We start from the raw sequence: 15269 nt of genomic DNA on the forward strand, positions 1-15269 counted from the left end.
TTGCAACTGTGTGATTATCGCCCTTGGACGGTAGGAATCAGGCTTAGGCATCCGCCGGAACCGTGTCCTTGGTGGTTGTGGCCTTGGTGCCGCCGTCAGTGCAACGGGGTGGCGCATCCACTAGGACGAGCCTGGCGGTAAGGACCGACCAGATTCGTGGGACGCACTAGTTCAGTGTGTCCACGGCCCTTGAAGTGTTCAACGGCGCATGAGGTGTTGTTGCCGATCCAACTGCTTGCTTTTTAGGGCGTTTGCCCACGCTAAAAAGGCGTAATAGCTGAGAAATCAATCGGGGCGACAGGATTCGAACCTGCGACCTAGTGCTCCCAAAGCGACAGCGTGAAGGTCTGAGACTCCAGTAAAACCCTGTCCCAGACTGCAGTGATGGCAAGGGATAAGAGAGAAGAGACTCCAGCAGATTCCAAGGCGTTCCGGGCAGTCTTCGCAAATTTTTCGCAAAATCCGGTACGCTTCCGACCCAGTGGCCCTTTTTGCGAAAAACCGCGAATGGGGAGCGCGGAGGCTGAGTCACGCCCATTCATGTCTGAATCTGATTTCGAGGCCGCGTTCCGTAGGGCAATCAAACGGACGTGCGGAGCTGGCTGGTATGTCCGCGAGTCATCCGGTCGCATCCGCCTGGACGTTCGAGGAGAGAAGGGCTTGACCCTGGACCTCAAGTGGAACCAAGAGGGCGCCGATCGAGCTCTCCCCCGTATTCAAGAGATCTTTAAGCGCTTCGCCGCTGGAGCCGCTTCCTTGGCTGAGGCAGCAAACCTCACCAACACGGCTAGCAGCGAGCAAGACATTGACCTGCAAGAGCTGGTCGAGACATGGCGAAGGACAAAGCCGAACACCTCTGACGCGACATTCGACAAGGACCACCGCCCGTCAATCAACAACGCGCTTCGTCTGCTCGCGAGCAAGAACCCGCCCCCTGATGGCGAGAGGTTGTGTGAGGCGGCTCTCGCTCAGTGGAGTGGAACCTCTCAGGCGCTCAAGCGTCAGCAGCGCTCGCTTCGTTACTTCCTGGAATGGGCGGTCAAGAGAGGAGCGCTCAAGCCGCGCTATCTCCCCGGCACTCCCCTCACGATCAAGGCTCCCGACAAGAAGACCGGCTATCCCCTCTCTGACGCTCAGATTCTCAGGTTGCTCGATTCAATCCAGACCGAGGTCACCGGGAACAGTGGTCACAGCTTGCGCGATGTGGAGGCAGCAAAGCGCTGGAAGTTCGCCATTCAGTTGGCTGCCGTCTACGGGCTGCGGCCAGAGGACCTGAATTGGTTGACGGTCAAGCAGGGACCAGAGGGACCTGAGCTGTGGTCGATGTACCGCAAATCCAAAGGGGGCATCCACGGCAAAAGGACGAAGGAAAGGCGACTCGCTCCTCTCTTCGTTCGTGATTTGGACGGGACCCCACTGGACTGGAACCTCTTGGGTCGCTTCCAGCTCGGCGAGAAACTCCCGTCCCTTGGCCCGACTGGACTTGGCAAACCCATGACTGACAAGAAAGGAGAGCCTGTCGAGTCGGTCGCTGCTGATCGGCTGAAGACGTATCTGAGTCGGCGGCCTGTGTGGAAACAGCTAGTGGCAGAAGGCGCGCTCTTAGGCGAGACCTGTACGGCCTACTCCTTCCGCCATCGCTTCGTGAAGGAGAGCTATGCCGCTGGCTTTGATCGCATCCAGATCAGTGAGATGTGCGGTCATACCGTTGACGTTCACGATCGGAACTACGCCCGGTTCCAGCCAAGTGGGACTGCCAAGGCCTATGCCAAAGCGAACGAAGGCGCGGTCATGGCCGTCTGATTTTTTTCGGCTGCTGTGTTTTCAAGCGCTAACTGGATAAGCACCAAATAAGGGGACTGATGGGCTCAAGGGCTGTCTCCAGCACGATTCGTGATGTCTGCGCATCGATGCCAGCAAGAGCCTGGAACTGGTCTGGACAAAGCTCAACTCGCGATAATGCGGAGCTTGATCTCATTTGTCTCCTAAAGAAATCCATGAAGGCTTCGCGTTTTGGGCACCTGTGTTCAGCTGCCTTGCGACAGAGCTTGGTTGGAGCCTTCGTGGTCGTCTCGCTGCTTTCGGCGATTCAGCCGGTTCAAGCGCACGGTGATGTGGGAGATGATGCCGCGATGCCCGTCACCAGTGGTGCGACCTGGCCACAGATAACGGTGTATCGATCGGCGAGTTGCGGTTGCTGTACGTCATGGGTATCCCACATCGCTTCAGCGGGATATCGCATTGAGGACCATGTCACCGAGGACATGGATGCCGTGAAGAAGGCGCGTGGTGTCAGTCCGCAACAGGCTTCTTGTCACACCGCTGTGGTGGAGGGATACGTGATCGAAGGGCATGTGCCTGCTTCTGCGATCCACCGTGTTTTGTCGGAACGGCCCAATATCCGTGGCCTGGCAGTTCCAGGGATGCCAATGGGTTCCCCTGGGATGGAAGTGGCAGGCGTTGAGGCTGAACGTTTCGAGGTGCTCGCTATTGCCCATGACGGAACAACCTCCGTCTTTGCGCGCTACTGAGCGGTTTCAGGGAGACCGCTACAGAGAACGAGGTGTCATCGCGATGGCTTCAAGAGCATTGCCGCACCTGAGATGGTCACGATGACGGTGAGCCCACCCAAGAGCATTGGATAGACGGGCTGAAGGTTCAGAACACCGAAATTTCCGGTGTGGATCTTGAGCAGCCAAAAGGCATCAATGCCTTGCTCTAAGAGCAAGCTGTAGAGAGATCCCGTGCCGGCGGTGATCAGCAAAGGCAGAGCGGCTATTGGAACCAGCCAACGATGAACCTTGCGTGCTCGCCTTGAAAGTTGTCGTTGGCTCATTGCTTGCGCAGTTGGCGGTGGAGTTCACGCTCATCCACGCAGGGCATCCACTTCCCGTTGTTCTGATGCACCGACTTGCAACCAAGCTCAACGGCACGTTGCTCTGCTTCAGCTTTGGATTGGTAGATGCCTTTGCCGTGACCATGGCTTGCCACCGGGTACACAGCAAAGGCAGCAATGACGGCATACGGGATTGAGCCCCAACCGATCATCCTTTTGATGGAGGCATTGAAGACGTTGGCTCTCATAGGGCAAAGAGGTCGTCAAATTTGTAGTAAGCAGGTTTATTCAGTCCTCCGCTTTGCAGCATCTTGCGGAGTTCGATGATCTCTTTGCGCTGGGCGACGATGATCTCGCGCGCCAGGCGAAGGACGGTGGGGTTGGTGGAGTTTTGCCGAGCCTCATGGGCCATCTGAAGGGCGCCTCCATGGTGCTCAATCATTCCCTCTAAGAACCACTGCACCCTGTTGTCGCGCGTTGGCTTCGTTCCCGACATGCGCATCGCGGCAATCACATCAGGACTCATGCGCACCAGATCTGCCATGGAATTGGGGTCCCCGTTAGGGCGCAATGCCACGGGATAAACCGGTGCATCCGGATACCAGGCTTTGCGCCATTGGCGCATCGCCTTGATCTCACGGGCCTGCTCGTTCCAGATGCTGTTTGCCAACGCCCCCACTCCAGGGGCGCCGATGTTGAAGACGTATTCACTCATCCGCAATGCACCCGTGTGGTGCTCCACCATTCCGTCGATGAAGCGCAGGTCGTAAGTGCTGCCTGCGGGGCCCATGCCATGGGCATGGTGCTGATGGTTGCCGGAATGGTCGGGTGCAGCCTCTTTCGTTTTTGCAGGTGCTGGGTGATGCATTCCATGGCCGTGATGGCCATGGTGATGATCCATTTGGGCCAATGCGACTTGAGGGGGCAGTGCCGAGATGGCGGCCAGAGCAAAAGCGATCCGACGCATGGAAAGATCAATCACGTCGCTATTGTTGAGTCTCCAGTAGGGGGAGAGTCAACCCTTCATGCTCAAAGCGCCTGGCGATCTACTCAAGATTGGAGCCGTCTCTGCAAGAAGCAACATTTCGGTGAAAACGATTCGTTTTTATTGTGATGAAGGTTTATTGGTACCAGTATCACGAACCGATTCCAGATATAGATTGTTTGACGAGTCTGTCTTTGCCGATCTTGGTCTAATCCTTCGTTTGCGGGCCATGGACTTGCCTCTTGATTTGGTGAAACAAGTAATTCAGGCACAGCGATCTGGAATCTGTACCTGCAGTGATCTCAAGGCCACGATGCGCGAAAAACTAAGCGAGATTCATGAGCGCGTGGATGAATTGAAGGCGCTGGAGGCTGAGATCAAAATGATGTTGAAAAGCTGGGAGCCCTGTGGCGGGGCTTGATCAGTTGTACGAGTATCAAAGTGTTCAGGCTTCAATCAAAATATTTCCCATCATGCCGAGATCTTCGTGATCAAAAACGTGGCAGTGATAAACACTTTTTCCTGCAAAGTCGTTGAAGCGGGTGCGCACTCGTACAGTTTCTCCAGATCGAACGAGCACTACATCGCGCCAGGCCCTGTATGGCTCAGGCCTGCCATTACGACTGATCACCTGCATCGGATTCACATGCAGATGGAAGGGGTGATCCATCACGCCTGTGTTCACCAGCTCCCAGTCTTCTGTTTCTCCCAATCGAACGCGAGTGTCGATACGAGCATGGCTGTATCTCTCTCCGTTGATCAGAAAGGCCATGCCCATGCTTGGCACCATTCCGTGATTCATCACAAATCTGCGGGTACGTACCGGGCTCGAGAGCTCCTCCACTCGTAAGAGACGCTGGGGTAAGGGCTGCGGCGTTACAGCACCGTTGGTGCTGACAGTTGCGACGACGTCAGCTTGGTGCTGGTCAGTCACCGGCCTGTGCATCCCCATCCCTGGTCGGCCTAGACGCCTGTAGGGGAGGTTGTGCAAGCGAAACCGACCGCCCTCGGGAGCCACCTGTACCAACACATCGGTACGTTCACCAGGCACTAGCAATAACTCCTGCAGCGGCACCGGTTGTTCGAGGGCACCACCATCGGTGGCGATCAGATGCATGGTGTGACCTTCTAGCGCTAATCGCCAGAAGCGGGCATTGGAGGCGTTAAGGAGGCGCAGCCGCAGCAGACCTCCGGCAGCAACCTGCAGCTCGGGGTTCACCTGGCCGTTCACGCTCAGAATCGAGCCTTCTCGGCCAAGCATCACACCGGAACCGGAACCCTCGTTGGCGGCAAGAAGATCCTTAAGCACCAGCACTTCTTCCTGCGCCGCCTGCACTTCAGGGATGCGATCAAGCTCACCTCTCACCAGCAACGCGCCACCTAAACCGCCAAAAACCTGATCAGCGACAGTCCCATGGTGATGGGGGTGGTAATAGAAAAGACCTGCTGGGTGATTGTCCGGCAATGTGAAGCTGTAGCTCTGCTTCTGGCCAGGAGTCACCCTTAAAAACACATTGTCAGCGGTTCCGTTGGGAGGAATGTGCAGGCCGTGGAAGTGCAGATTCGTCGGATTCTTCAGGCGGTTATGCAGCTCGAGCTGAACTAGATCACCAGGTTCCAGCTCAAGCTGGGGACCTGGGAGTAATCCGTTGTAGGTAAGTGCCCGCCTTGATGTGCCCGGGATGCTGATGGGCATTTCCTGAGCCACTAGGTCCAGCTTCAGCAGGCCTGCTTTGGAGCGCACCACCGACGTTGCTGCCGGGTTGATACCCCGCTGTGGACGTGCAGACCACGCATGGCGTAGTCCCCCGGCTGACGCCGCCGCAGCGCCACCGGCTGCCAGAGCGAGAAAGGAGCGCCGGCTGATCACAACGCGCCTCCAGAAGCCTGAGCCATCCCTGACGGGATCAACATGGCCAGCCCCATCAGCCCCATGATCAGATTTTCAGCGAAGCTCACTACGCCCAGCGGTGTGCGTGAGTTGCCGCCTACACAGGCACAGTTCAGAGCCAGGTGATCCACGAACACGGCTTTTCCGACGGACACCATGCCCATCACGCCGAGAACCAGTGCTGTCACTCCAACCAAGGCGTTCAGCCCCATAGCCTCCGCGTGTCGCAGCATCCCAAGACCCACCAAGAGTTCTACGCCGGGATACAGCTTTCCCCAGACGCGCCAACGCTTTGTGAGCAGGTCGTATTTGCGGAAGCTTGCAGCAAATGCCGCAATATCCATCAGTTTGAGCATCGCCAACAGGCAGATCGCCAGGCCCATGAAGCTGCGAATTCCGCCTCCCAGTGCAAGGTTGATCAACACAGCACTGAGGAACACAGCGATCACCGGTGCGTAGGACACCTCTGCTGTCTCGGCGGCAACACCAAGCCGTTTCGCCAACTCGCTGTAACCGCCAATCCGCTCCACACCGGCGAACACCTGCGGCGTAGTAGTCACACCGTGAGCATGCTTAAAAGCCTCTACCTCCGCCTGGCTGCGCAGAGGACGGTCCTCAAACGGAATCCCCTCGGCGCGCAGGAGCGCAAGTGCGCGACGTCCCCATGGACAGGCGTGCTCAGGCGTCTCCATCCGGTAGAGGCGTACAGAGCTGAGTGCCGGCTCAGCCATCACCCTTCACCCTTCACCGCCTGGAAGGGTTGGGTTCGTCCGGATGCAGTGAACGTGAACACCGTGTAGCTCTCCTTTTTTAAAGGTGACTCCATACCGGGCGAACCAAGCGGCATGCCGGGAACAGCGATTCCGGCGACCTTCGGACGTTCTTTCAGTAGCCGCTGAATTGCTGACACGGGAATGTGCCCCTCAACGGTGTACCCACCAATCCGGGCGGTATGACAGGACTGCATCTGATCTGGCACTCCGTAGCGCTGTTTGACGCTCCCGATGTTGTCCGTCACGTAGTCCTTCACCGTGAAGCCGGCTTTTCTGAGGTGGTCAAGCCAGCCTTTGCAGCATCCACAAGCAGAGGATCGATAGCTAGTGACCACGATCGGTGTGCTTAGTCCTGATGTTGGGGCGGATCGCGCGGGGAGGGAGCCAATGATGCCGCTAGTAACGGCGACCAAAGCAAAAACACTCGAAGCAAGCAAAACAGAAGTGCATTTTTTTCAAAAATAAACTCTCCAGTTACTGGAGAGTCAATCCCGAGAGGGCGACTCCCTTGTCGCCTTAACCGATGAGGCTTTAGTTAGAGCTTTGCAGCGTTGATTGATTGCAGCTGTTTCTGACCCTTGGCCAGTGTCGCGCTGAGTTTGCCGCTGACTATTGCTGTTGCTGCATCTCCTGCTGACGCTTGGCCAGCGATGCGGTGAACTTGGCGTTGGCGGCACCAAAGGCAGCATCTAGGCCAGCCTCATCAATCCATCGCTCGGAAGACCTTAGAGCTGAACGCCGGAGGTTTTCTGGAGCCAGATGGCGTTGACGGGGACCAGCTTCAAGAAGCTCTCATGCTGTCTTTACTCCATCTTCCCGTCAAAAGTCTTCGTTAGTTCGAAAAATCTTCAAGCAGCCCTGCGACCCCAAGAGCCGTCGCCTCGATGTTCATGGCACCCTCCAAGGCTTTGCAGGCCGCGGCCAGCAGGAGTCCACGCACGGTCAGTGGTCGACTTCCGCCATTTTGCACCCGGCAGCCTATTGGGGCGCGTAGTTTTCTCGGGTCGTAATCGTTATTGCATTGAATGCGAATCGTTATCTCCGTTTGATTAGCTGGTGGTTACCCCAGAATTTGCACCAGTTCAGCCTGCAAGCGGATACTCCCGATCACGCTGCCCATCTGGTTGCTGCGGAGTGCCTTGGCCTGTACCTCATCCAGCAAAGCCAGCTTGCTAGCAATGAAGTCCTGGCGGTTGATCGACATATCGGCCTTCAACTGCTCTCTGGCCTTGGCGACATAGGCCTCAGCCTGACGCTTCTGGACCCCGTAGTTTTCCGCGCAGAATCGCAGGAGCTCAGACGTTCTGGCACCGCCGATCAAGAGCTTCGCGAGCTCGTCGACTCGGCGATCACTCTCCTCAGCTGTGACTCGTGCCATCGCTATCAGTCTGCCAACTCAAATGAGTGGCCACTGTTTTCACTATTGCAGGGGTGGGGCACTGGGGCGCTGGGGCGGAGGTGTTCCTATGTTTCCCCCCGGATGTTGCCCCTATATCCCCTCTTTCTAGAGATCCTCTCTATCTACTGCCCCTACTGCCCCTAAGGGGTTAGAAGTCAGATACAGCCTGCTGGGCAGAGGGCTGGGGCGCTGCTGGGGCAGAAGAGGGGCGGTGCCAGACAGTTGCCTTGTCATGGCGGTCTCCGTTGGGCAGATACCCGCGCCGGCGTTCTTGTGATTTGGTCCAGCCGAGCTGACCGAGACGCAGTGCCACCTGACGAGAGAACTCAGGGTCGCGCAACCTGTCCGGCTGCAGTTGGTAGATGAGTACCGGCATTGCCAGCGAATCGACTTCAGGGTTGTCCTCCATCCACGTCTCGATCTGATCGCGCAGCGGGTCATCGGCGGCGTAGCTGAGCGCTGCCTTGCTGATCTGCTCGTTCTCCTCTGCCTGGTAGTGCCATGGGGTGCCTGCTCTGTAAGCAGCAAGGGCTGACCCCCAGATCTCATCGCGGTGATCTTTGGCCCATTGCGTGTTCACCTGATCCACGCTGATCACAGGGAAACGGCGGTTGCCGGTTGGGTCCTTGATGAAGTCCGAGCGGTTGGTGGTGCCGACAATCCCGCATGAGCGCAGCAGGGTCTCAACGCCGCGGCCGTAGGGCTTGCGGACGTCATCGCGGGTTGTGGAGAGGAACTTCTTGAGGGTCTCCGACTCGCGCTTGCCAACGACTGCGTCGATCTCACCCCACTCATGAATCCAAGCGGAGTGGAGTTGGAGGACGTCGTCCTTGAGGTTGCGCAGGTCACCGAGTGAATCGCTGAACCACTGGCCGCCAAGGATTGCCCAGAGGGTCGACTTGCCGATGCCCTGCTGTGGGCTGTGGATGACCAGCGCGGTGTCGAGCTTGCAGCCGGGTTGCATGGCTCTTGCCACCAGTCCGATCAGTTGGCGCTGCAGGTGCAGGTGTGCCATCGGATCAGAGAGCCCGAAGAGCTCGTAGGCGAGCGCGTCCCATTGCTGGGGCTCGAGCTGAGTGGTGAGAGATCCGAGGTAGTCACGGACGGGATGGAAGGAGTGCTGGCGAGCGACCAAGGTGGCGGCGTCTATAGCCCTCTCCTTGGCGACTTCGATTTGGAACTGCTCAGCTAGTTGGAGGTAGAGGGTTCCAAGGAAGTCCCCGTCGATCGGCTTCCCGTCGTTTTCAATCCGCTGAGTCAGCAGGTTGTACTTCAGCGGGAGGGTGAGCTCAGCCACCTTCCGGACTTGATCCACGCGGGGGCGCCGGAGCTTGCCGTCCTTGACCGGGCCCAGCAGGTCATCAACCGATTCAGCTGACTGCAGCTCGGCAGGGGTCAGGTTGGGGAGTGCGCGCAGCGGTCGCGGGGCATGCCGGTCTTGACGGATCAGCTGCCACTGCTTGATGTCTTCAAACTCGTGCTCGAGGTTGTCCATTAGATGACCTCCCCGAGGTAGTAGGAGCGGAAGTGCTGCAGGTCATTGAGCTGCGCCTGGATTGAGCGGCGGTACCCCTCAAAGCGATCACGGTGACGCTCTGCCATCTCGGGCGCTTCACGCCAGAGCTGCTGGACCATGCCGCCAAGCAGGACTCCCCGCTCATGGGCGGCAGTGATCAGGGTGGTGGCCTCCCTCAGTTGATCTGGGGTGAGTGAGTGGAAGTCGGGTACGTCCCAAGCGCGCTGGAAGGCGTCGTAGAAACCGGACAGGGCTACGCGTGCAGCAGCGACATCGGCTTGCTTGCGGACAGCTTCCCTGGGGTGCGTGGAGGCTTGGAACCGTGGCCTGGGCCTGTGAGGTCGGAAGACTGCAGCAGCACCATCGAACCCGCCCTTGCGGCTGGTGAGTGCCCACTCAGTGCCGTCGGCTTTGATTACATCGCCGATCTTGAGATTGCCGACTCCGTTCGTTGAGCCTTGGTGGCAGAAGATGATGTCATGCGCCCATGCGCAGTCGGTGTCCTTCGTCCTGCCGCATGCCGGGCAGGGGGACTTGGGACCAGAGCGGTGCATCAGGCAGCCTCCCTGTGCATGCGGTCGTTGAGATATGCCGCGATTGATTGATCGCGCTGGTCCGCTGACTCGCGGATTGCGTAGATCAGAGCAGCGGTTCTGTAAGTCTCTTTCTCTTCTTCGTCGAGGAAGTCCCAGTCAGGTGGAGTAGGGATAGGGACATCCCAGATTGTTTTCGGGACCGGCGAGAGGTGCTGGTGTGCCTTGTTTAGTCCGAGTCTTGCCTTGGCATGTGCAAGGTGACGCGAGGTGCCCTGGGCGGCCGGGCGCGAGTTTGATTGCATTACAATGAGTTCAGGTTTGTTAGCCCAAGTCGTCTGCGGAGGGAAGGCCGTAGGCGACTTTTTTGTGCCTTGTTGTTGGCGAGGGATCTCTTAAGTCTGGCGGGTTTAGAGAGTGGAACAGGCGCACTAATCCACCAATCGGGGTCAACCCCAAGGGGGTGAAAGTGCGACTCGGGAGGGTTCTTAGTCTTTGAAGGTGGCGGTGAGTCACCCCGTCCACAACCTCCTCCAAATGTCCACTCAGTTCGAGTCAGCCCTAAGAGAGCAAGCCCAGTTCGCCGCGATGAACTTGGCGGCACTGGATCTCTGTCTCTCCCTGGATCAGAGCCACCCCGAAGAGGGCAAGCTGACCCCAGAGGCCATTGGGCTGGCATACGCCTCCGTAGCGCGTCTGATGCCGTACCTGCTGGTCGAGGCGCTTGATCTGGAGACTGCCGCGGCCCACCGCTTAGAGGTCTGACGCTCACTCCACCTCCGGCCCTTCAAAGAGGCGGCGCTCGAGTGCTTCAGCCCTGTGGTGGCAGTCGTTGGCATAGCGGACGTAGCCCTGCTGGGCCCACCAATGGGCGCGGGTGCGTTCCCAGTTGAGGGCGGCGGGCAGGTGCTCGTACTTAAGGAGTGTTCTTCCCATTTCCCTATGCCTCCGTAGGGGTATGGGTCCTTGGCATGACTGATTGGTCGAAGATCTCGATTCGATCAGCCTTCCCTGCGGTCGCCTTGGTCCGCTGAAGGTCTTGGCTCGCCACGATCCGGCGAGTGCTTTCGATCTGCCATGCCCGAATGGCAGGCGCGTTCCACAGGACAGGGCTCTGCGGTTTCCCTGTTTGGTAGATCCAGTGGACTCCTGGTTCGAGTTCTCTGGCGCTTTGCAGTGCGCGGAGAGTGCTCAGGCCGATGCCTGTGGACTTCGCCGCAAGGTCAGCGGGGACCCATTCCTCTTGGTTGTTCATTGAAGTGAAAGCAAGCCCCACCGCCGCCATTGCGGCCAGTGGATGAGTGGGGACTCACTGCCTCCGGATCACACGGCGTTAGCTCGAGGTGGCTCCTGTCGGAGCAATTCCGGGAGGGTTAGCTCGGGGGCCTGGCTCCCTTTGGGCTTGACCGCTGATCCGCCTTCGCGGCGGGGGACGGACAGGCACAGGAGACGGGCTCGATCCCTTGTCGCTCCGGAAGGCTATGCACCGTTCTGAGTGGCCGCAAACATTCGCGAACAGACGGGACCAGCGCGCATTTTTCGCAAAACGCCAGAGGGTTTGCGAAATAGGTCGCTCAACCCGGTGGCTTTTTCGCAGATTCTTCGCAAACTGGGGATGCCCGATTCGCGAGATCTCAGTCGGGGCGACAGGATTCGAACCTGCGACCTAGTGCTCCCAAAGCACCCGCGCTACCAAGCTGCGCCACGCCCCGTATGTCTGGAGCTTACCGGTCGATCCGGAGGGCTGGCAGGCGCCGTCGGCGTCGGTACAACGGGCCCGCAGTCTTTTGCCCTCCATGGGATCCGGCCTGGTTCGCGCTCTTGCTCTTGCCGCCGCTCTAGCCGGCTACGTTGTGCCCCTGCGTGCCGCTGGCCTGCCCGAGAAGCCCCTGCAGATTCCGGCCGACACCCCCGTCGCGGACCTGACCCCAGAGCTGGGCATCACCGCCGCGATGCCCGATTCCCTGGCCTGGCCCCTGCGCCCCGGTCAGCCGATCAGCGTGGTCTATCCCCTCGCGGTCAAGGCCAGCGAAGTGGATCCCTACGGCTGGCGTTACTCCAGTTCCCGCCGCGCTTGGCGCATGCACGCCGGCCAGGATCTTGTCGCCCCCGCCGGAACGCCCGTACTGGCCATGCTCCCGGGCCGCGTCGTGCTGGCGGAACCGATCGATGGCTATGGCCTGACCGTGGTGCTCGACCATGGCCGCGGTTGGCAGAGCCTCTATGCCCACCTGCAACAGACCAACGTTCGCCCCGGTGACTTTCTGACGGCGGCCTCAACCCTGGGCTTGGTCGGCCAAAGCGGCCGGGCCAGTGGCCCGCACCTCCACGTCGAGCTGCGCCAACGTCAGGGTGAGCAGATGCTGGCCCTCGACACCACCCCGGTGCTCGATCAGGCCACCCGCCTTCTGCCCATTGCACCGCCCCCCTTGGCCGAAGCCCGCCTCCAGCCTTGATCACGATTGAGCGCCCGGGCCTCAGGCTCCGCCATGGCCCGGCCTGGCTCCAATCCCATTGGGTTAGCACCGAAGGGTTGCGTCAGCGCCTGCTGCAGGAGGTGCCGTGGGAGCAGCCCCTGGTCCGCGTCTACGGCAAGCAGCACCCCACGCCGCGTCTGACTTGCTGGATGGCCGACCCCGGCTGCAGTTATCGATACAGCGGTCAGGTGCAGCCGATCACCCCCTGGACTCCTTCGGTGCAGGTCCTGCGGGAGCTCTTGGAGGAGCAGCTGGGGATGCGCTTCAACAGCCTGCTGCTCAATCGCTACCGCACCGGAGCCGATCGCATGGGCTGGCATGCCGATGACGAACCGGAACTCGACAACGAGGCCCCCATCGTCTCCCTGAGCATCGGCGTCCCCCGGGACCTGCGTTTTCGGCCCCGCGCTGGAGGCGAGGCGCCCTTTGCGGTCTGCCTCGATGACGGTGATCTCTTGGTGATGGATCCGCCCACCCAGACCCACTGGCAGCACGCCCTGCCGGCGCGTGCACGGGTCAAGACCGAGCGGATCAACCTCACCTTTCGCCGGATTCAGCCCAGCACCGCGATGCAGTCGATCTCCACCCGAGCGGCCTTCGGCAGTGCGGCCACCTCGACGCAGGCTCGAGCCGGAGACACCCCCTCGCCGAAGACCTCGGCATAGAGCGCGTTCACCTTGGCGAAGTCCCCCAGATCGGCCAGGAAGACCGTGGTGCGCACCACCTGTTGCGGGGTGCAGCCGGCTTCCTGGAGCACGGCCTTGAGGTTGCTGAGCACCTGCCGGGTCTCCGCTTCCACATCGCCGCCGCCGATCATGGCACCGGTCGCGGGATCCAGGGCGATCTGGCCCGAGCAATAGAGCACCCCGCCCGCCTTGACGGCCTGGTTGTAGGGGCCCACCGGTGCTGGAGCCGCCGCGGTTGTTACCGCCTCAATCGCTGGAAGGGTCATTGCACGAGAGGATGTGGCGCCGAGCCTATGGCGAACCTGCTGAATGCCCGCTGAGATGCCCACCCCTGATCTCCCCCAGGAGCCGCAGGTGGAGCTCAGTGGCCTCTGGCATCGCTACACCGGTCCCGCCTCCAGCGGGGACTGGACGCTGCGGGATATCGATTTCCAGCTCCAGCCCGGCGAGTTGGTGGGGCTGCTTGGCCCCTCGGGCTGTGGCAAGACCACCCTGCTGCGCTTGATCGCTGGCTTCGAGAAGCCCGAGCGCGGTTCCGTTTCGATTGGCGGCCGGCCCGTGGCGGGCCAAGGGCGCTGGCTGCCGCCCGAGCGCCGCGGGGTGGGCATGGTCTTTCAGGACTACGCCCTCTTCCCCCACCTCGATGCCTGGCGCAACGCCTGCTTTGGCCTCAAGCGCGGCCAGGACACCAGCCGTGCGGCCTGGCTGCTGGAGCTGCTCGGCCTGAAGGGCCTCGAGCGCCGTTATCCCCACGAACTCTCCGGCGGTCAACGCCAACGGCTGGCCCTGGCCCGCGCCCTGGCCCCGGGCTGCTCCCTGGTGCTGCTGGATGAGCCCTTCTCCAACCTGGACGTCGAGGTGCGCCTGCGCCTGCGCGCTGAGCTCCCCGGCGTCCTCGCCCGTTGCGGCGCCAGCGGGGTGATCGTCACACATGACCCCGAGGAAGCGATGGCGATCTGCGATCGGGTGGCCGTGCTCGAGTCCGGTCACCTGCACCAATGCGCCAGCCCCCGGGAGCTCGTCAACGCTCCGGCGACCTCCTTCGTTGGGCGCTTTGTCCTCCAGGGCAATCTGCTCCCGGCTCAGGTGCAGGCCGGCTGCTGCGAGACGCCCCTGGGTGGTCTTGATCCCGTGGATCCCGCGGCGGCGGGGTCTCTCAGCGGCTCCGAGGTGCTGGTCAGCCAGCAGGCCATCGAACTGGTCCCGGATGACGACGCGGAGGCCTGGGTGGTGGGCCGGGAATACCTCGGTCGCGAGTGGCTCTACCAGGTGCAGCTGGGCGAGCTGCGTCTTCGCCTGCGCCTGCCCCTGGATCTCGATTACTCCCGCGGCCAGCGCTGTCAGCTGCGTCTGCGCTCGGGCGAGTCGGCTCGGCTCTACCCCAGTGGTGCGGCCCTGATCGCCCGCTAGCCCCGCCAGAGATCTTTGTGCCCCCGCAGCTGCCGCAGGGCAGCGGCGTCTTGAGCCCGCACAAACAGATTGGTGGCCAGCTCCACACCAATGCTGCTGGGGATAGTCGGTTGGCCTTCTCGCCGCTGCTGCTGGACCGCCGCGAGACGCTCAGCGATGGCGCTGTTGCCCGGTTCGCGCTCGGCGGCCCAGCGCAGATTCCCCTCGGTGTACTCATGGGCGCACCACACCCGGGTGCTCGTCCCCAGGGCGCTCAGGCTCTGCAGCGAGCTCAACATCTGCTCGGGCGTGCCCTCAAAGAGACGTCCGCAGCCGCCGGCAAAGAGGGTGTCGCCGCAGAACAGCTCGGCGGCCTCCTCGGCCTGGGGTTCCAGCACATAGGCAATGTGGTGGCGCGTGTGCCCGGGCACCTCGACCACCCGCAGGTGCCGCCCCAGCAGGGTCAAGCGATCGCCCCCCTGGACGCCCTGGGTTTGCAGTGGGATCCGCTCGCGATCCGCGGCGCTGGCGATCACCGCCGCCTGGGGCCAGCGCTGCAGCAACCCCGGGGTTCCACCGATGTGGTCGTTGTGGTGATGGGTGTGCAGGATCGCCTCGAGCTCTAGGCCCCGCTCCTCCAGCCAGGCGATCACGGGCTCGGCCACCGCCGGATCCACCACGGCGGCACCGCTGCCGCCCCCGTGCAAGACAAAGACGTAGTTGTCGCTCAGGACCGGGATCAGCGAGACCGTCGTGGCGGCATGCATCGTTAAAGTCCCGGTTC

Annotated in this window: 20 protein-coding genes and 1 tRNA gene; 8 read left to right on the forward strand and 13 right to left on the reverse strand. The window is 60.8% G+C overall.

The features are described 5' to 3' along the window. The first annotated feature begins 384 nt into the window (after window positions 1–384). Entirely contained in the window at window positions 385–1803 is a 1419-nt protein-coding gene (locus tag H0O22_RS01785; protein WP_185187368.1) for a site-specific integrase, read from the forward strand. A gap of 260 nt (window positions 1804–2063) precedes the next feature. Further along, window positions 2064–2531 carry a DUF411 domain-containing protein gene (locus H0O22_RS01790; RefSeq protein ID WP_255439404.1) on the forward strand — a complete coding sequence of 156 codons (468 nt, stop codon included), beginning with the start codon at window positions 2064–2066 and terminating at the stop codon, window positions 2529–2531. Between the two features lie 35 nt (window positions 2532–2566). Here the strand turns inward: H0O22_RS01790 and H0O22_RS01795 are convergent, their stop codons facing one another. Genes H0O22_RS01795 through H0O22_RS01805 form a run of 3 tightly spaced genes read right to left on the reverse strand, consistent with a single transcriptional unit; the run spans window position 2567 to window position 3803 of the window. After that, the gene (locus H0O22_RS01795; RefSeq protein ID WP_185187370.1) at window positions 2567–2836 is read right to left on the reverse strand and encodes a hypothetical protein; all 270 of its coding nucleotides are present in this window, start codon (window positions 2834–2836) and stop codon (window positions 2567–2569) included. Beyond that, window positions 2833–3084, reverse strand: a complete 252-nt coding sequence (locus H0O22_RS01800; protein WP_255439405.1) for a DUF3721 domain-containing protein — start codon at window positions 3082–3084, stop codon at window positions 2833–2835. Before H0O22_RS01800 ends, H0O22_RS01795 begins: the two co-directional genes overlap by 4 nt. Beyond that, window positions 3081–3803, reverse strand: coding sequence for a DUF305 domain-containing protein (locus H0O22_RS01805; protein ID WP_185187371.1), 723 nt, complete (start codon window positions 3801–3803; stop codon window positions 3081–3083). The genes H0O22_RS01800 and H0O22_RS01805 overlap by 4 nt, the downstream gene beginning before the upstream one ends. Before the next feature lie 58 nt (window positions 3804–3861). Between H0O22_RS01805 and H0O22_RS01810 the strand changes: the two genes are divergently transcribed. Further along, window positions 3862–4242, forward strand: a complete 381-nt coding sequence (locus H0O22_RS01810; RefSeq protein WP_185187372.1) for a MerR family transcriptional regulator — start codon at window positions 3862–3864, stop codon at window positions 4240–4242. A 24-nt stretch (window positions 4243–4266) separates the two neighbouring features. Here the strand turns inward: H0O22_RS01810 and H0O22_RS01815 are convergent, their stop codons facing one another. The 3 genes from H0O22_RS01815 to H0O22_RS01825 form a co-directional block, all read right to left on the reverse strand. Further along, window positions 4267–5568 (reverse strand): multicopper oxidase family protein, encoded by a 1302-nt coding sequence (locus tag H0O22_RS01815; protein WP_255439406.1) that lies wholly within the window; start codon window positions 5566–5568, stop codon window positions 4267–4269. A gap of 119 nt (window positions 5569–5687) precedes the next feature. Continuing rightward, window positions 5688–6443 (reverse strand): MauE/DoxX family redox-associated membrane protein, encoded by a 756-nt coding sequence (locus tag H0O22_RS01820; RefSeq protein ID WP_185187373.1) that lies wholly within the window; start codon window positions 6441–6443, stop codon window positions 5688–5690. Next, on the reverse strand, window positions 6443–6742 hold the full coding sequence (locus tag H0O22_RS01825) for a DUF411 domain-containing protein (RefSeq protein ID WP_255439407.1): 300 nt from the start codon (window positions 6740–6742) through the stop codon (window positions 6443–6445). The genes H0O22_RS01820 and H0O22_RS01825 overlap by 1 nt, the downstream gene beginning before the upstream one ends. Window positions 6743–6812: 70 nt before the next feature. Between H0O22_RS01825 and H0O22_RS01830 the strand changes: the two genes are divergently transcribed. Beyond that, a complete protein-coding gene (locus H0O22_RS01830) occupies window positions 6813–6950 on the forward strand; it encodes a hypothetical protein (protein WP_185188468.1) in 138 nt (45 codons plus the stop codon). 595 nt (window positions 6951–7545) lie between these two features. On the opposite strand, the gene H0O22_RS01835 is transcribed toward H0O22_RS01830, so the two are convergent. The 3 genes from H0O22_RS01835 to H0O22_RS01845 all read right to left on the reverse strand — a co-directional run bounded on the left by H0O22_RS01835 (window position 7546) and on the right by H0O22_RS01845 (window position 9954). Next, window positions 7546–7806, reverse strand: coding sequence for a hypothetical protein (locus tag H0O22_RS01835; RefSeq protein ID WP_185187374.1), 261 nt, complete (start codon window positions 7804–7806; stop codon window positions 7546–7548). A 226-nt stretch (window positions 7807–8032) separates the two neighbouring features. After that, window positions 8033–9379 (reverse strand): virulence-associated E family protein, encoded by a 1347-nt coding sequence (locus H0O22_RS01840; protein WP_185187375.1) that lies wholly within the window; start codon window positions 9377–9379, stop codon window positions 8033–8035. Then, window positions 9379–9954 carry a hypothetical protein gene (locus H0O22_RS01845; RefSeq protein ID WP_185187376.1) on the reverse strand — a complete coding sequence of 192 codons (576 nt, stop codon included), beginning with the start codon at window positions 9952–9954 and terminating at the stop codon, window positions 9379–9381. The genes H0O22_RS01840 and H0O22_RS01845 overlap by 1 nt, the downstream gene beginning before the upstream one ends. 516 nt (window positions 9955–10470) lie before the next feature. Here H0O22_RS01845 and H0O22_RS01850 point away from each other — a divergent pair. After that, on the forward strand, window positions 10471–10698 hold the full coding sequence (locus tag H0O22_RS01850) for a hypothetical protein (protein ID WP_185187377.1): 228 nt from the start codon (window positions 10471–10473) through the stop codon (window positions 10696–10698). Between the two features lie 3 nt (window positions 10699–10701). Here H0O22_RS01850 and H0O22_RS01855 read toward each other — a convergent pair whose 3' ends face one another. Together H0O22_RS01855 and H0O22_RS01860 are read right to left on the reverse strand one after the other, a co-directional pair. Next, complete coding sequence (locus tag H0O22_RS01855; RefSeq protein ID WP_185187378.1) at window positions 10702–10869, reverse strand: hypothetical protein; 168 nt, start codon at window positions 10867–10869, stop codon at window positions 10702–10704. Between the two features lie 702 nt (window positions 10870–11571). After that, window positions 11572–11645, reverse strand: a tRNA-Pro gene (locus H0O22_RS01860). A gap of 84 nt (window positions 11646–11729) precedes the next feature. Here H0O22_RS01860 and H0O22_RS01865 point away from each other — a divergent pair. Both H0O22_RS01865 and H0O22_RS01870 read left to right on the forward strand, forming a co-directional pair. Next, window positions 11730–12389: a M23 family metallopeptidase gene (locus H0O22_RS01865; RefSeq protein WP_255439408.1), complete on the forward strand. Its 660-nt coding sequence runs from the start codon at window positions 11730–11732 to the stop codon at window positions 12387–12389. Then, window positions 12386–13075, forward strand: coding sequence for an alpha-ketoglutarate-dependent dioxygenase AlkB (locus H0O22_RS01870; RefSeq protein WP_185187379.1), 690 nt, complete (start codon window positions 12386–12388; stop codon window positions 13073–13075). The genes H0O22_RS01865 and H0O22_RS01870 overlap by 4 nt, the downstream gene beginning before the upstream one ends. On the opposite strand, the gene H0O22_RS01875 is transcribed toward H0O22_RS01870, so the two are convergent. Further along, on the reverse strand, window positions 12964–13362 hold the full coding sequence (locus tag H0O22_RS01875) for a Rid family detoxifying hydrolase (RefSeq protein ID WP_185187380.1): 399 nt from the start codon (window positions 13360–13362) through the stop codon (window positions 12964–12966). The genes H0O22_RS01870 and H0O22_RS01875 overlap by 112 nt on opposite strands. A 43-nt stretch (window positions 13363–13405) precedes the next feature. Between H0O22_RS01875 and H0O22_RS01880 the strand changes: the two genes are divergently transcribed. Continuing rightward, the gene (locus H0O22_RS01880) at window positions 13406–14506 is read left to right on the forward strand and encodes an ABC transporter ATP-binding protein (RefSeq protein ID WP_185187381.1); all 1101 of its coding nucleotides are present in this window, start codon (window positions 13406–13408) and stop codon (window positions 14504–14506) included. Here the strand turns inward: H0O22_RS01880 and gloB are convergent. Beyond that, complete coding sequence (gloB, locus tag H0O22_RS01885) at window positions 14503–15252, reverse strand: hydroxyacylglutathione hydrolase (RefSeq protein ID WP_185187382.1); 750 nt, start codon at window positions 15250–15252, stop codon at window positions 14503–14505. The genes H0O22_RS01880 and gloB overlap by 4 nt on opposite strands. Window positions 15253–15269 lie beyond the last annotated feature (17 nt).

The organism is Synechococcus sp. LTW-R (assembly GCF_014217875.1).
In the GTDB taxonomy this organism is placed as follows: Bacteria; Cyanobacteriota; Cyanobacteriia; order PCC-6307; family Cyanobiaceae; genus Vulcanococcus.

Excerpts from the sequence above, each read along its gene's own strand:
- H0O22_RS01840 (WP_185187375.1), bottom strand. The coding sequence starts at position 9,379 with ATGGACAACCTCGAGCACGAGTTTGAAGACATCAAGCAGTGGCAGCTG.
- H0O22_RS01805 (WP_185187371.1), bottom strand. The coding sequence starts at position 3,803 with ATGCGTCGGATCGCTTTTGCTCTGGCCGCCATCTCGGCACTGCCCCCT.
- H0O22_RS01865 (WP_255439408.1), top strand. The coding sequence starts at position 11,730 with ATGGGATCCGGCCTGGTTCGCGCTCTTGCTCTTGCCGCCGCTCTAGCC.
- H0O22_RS01810 (WP_185187372.1), top strand. The coding sequence starts at position 3,862 with ATGCTCAAAGCGCCTGGCGATCTACTCAAGATTGGAGCCGTCTCTGCA.
- H0O22_RS01800 (WP_255439405.1), bottom strand. The coding sequence starts at position 3,084 with ATGAGAGCCAACGTCTTCAATGCCTCCATCAAAAGGATGATCGGTTGG.
- H0O22_RS01845 (WP_185187376.1), bottom strand. The coding sequence starts at position 9,954 with ATGCACCGCTCTGGTCCCAAGTCCCCCTGCCCGGCATGCGGCAGGACG.
- gloB (WP_185187382.1), bottom strand. The coding sequence starts at position 15,252 with ATGCATGCCGCCACGACGGTCTCGCTGATCCCGGTCCTGAGCGACAAC.
- H0O22_RS01785 (WP_185187368.1), top strand. The coding sequence starts at position 385 with ATGGCAAGGGATAAGAGAGAAGAGACTCCAGCAGATTCCAAGGCGTTC.
- H0O22_RS01820 (WP_185187373.1), bottom strand. The coding sequence starts at position 6,443 with ATGGCTGAGCCGGCACTCAGCTCTGTACGCCTCTACCGGATGGAGACG.
- H0O22_RS01875 (WP_185187380.1), bottom strand. The coding sequence starts at position 13,362 with ATGACCCTTCCAGCGATTGAGGCGGTAACAACCGCGGCGGCTCCAGCA.
- H0O22_RS01795 (WP_185187370.1), bottom strand. The coding sequence starts at position 2,836 with ATGAGCCAACGACAACTTTCAAGGCGAGCACGCAAGGTTCATCGTTGG.
- H0O22_RS01880 (WP_185187381.1), top strand. The coding sequence starts at position 13,406 with ATGCCCGCTGAGATGCCCACCCCTGATCTCCCCCAGGAGCCGCAGGTG.
- H0O22_RS01850 (WP_185187377.1), top strand. The coding sequence starts at position 10,471 with ATGTCCACTCAGTTCGAGTCAGCCCTAAGAGAGCAAGCCCAGTTCGCC.
- H0O22_RS01855 (WP_185187378.1), bottom strand. The coding sequence starts at position 10,869 with ATGGGAAGAACACTCCTTAAGTACGAGCACCTGCCCGCCGCCCTCAAC.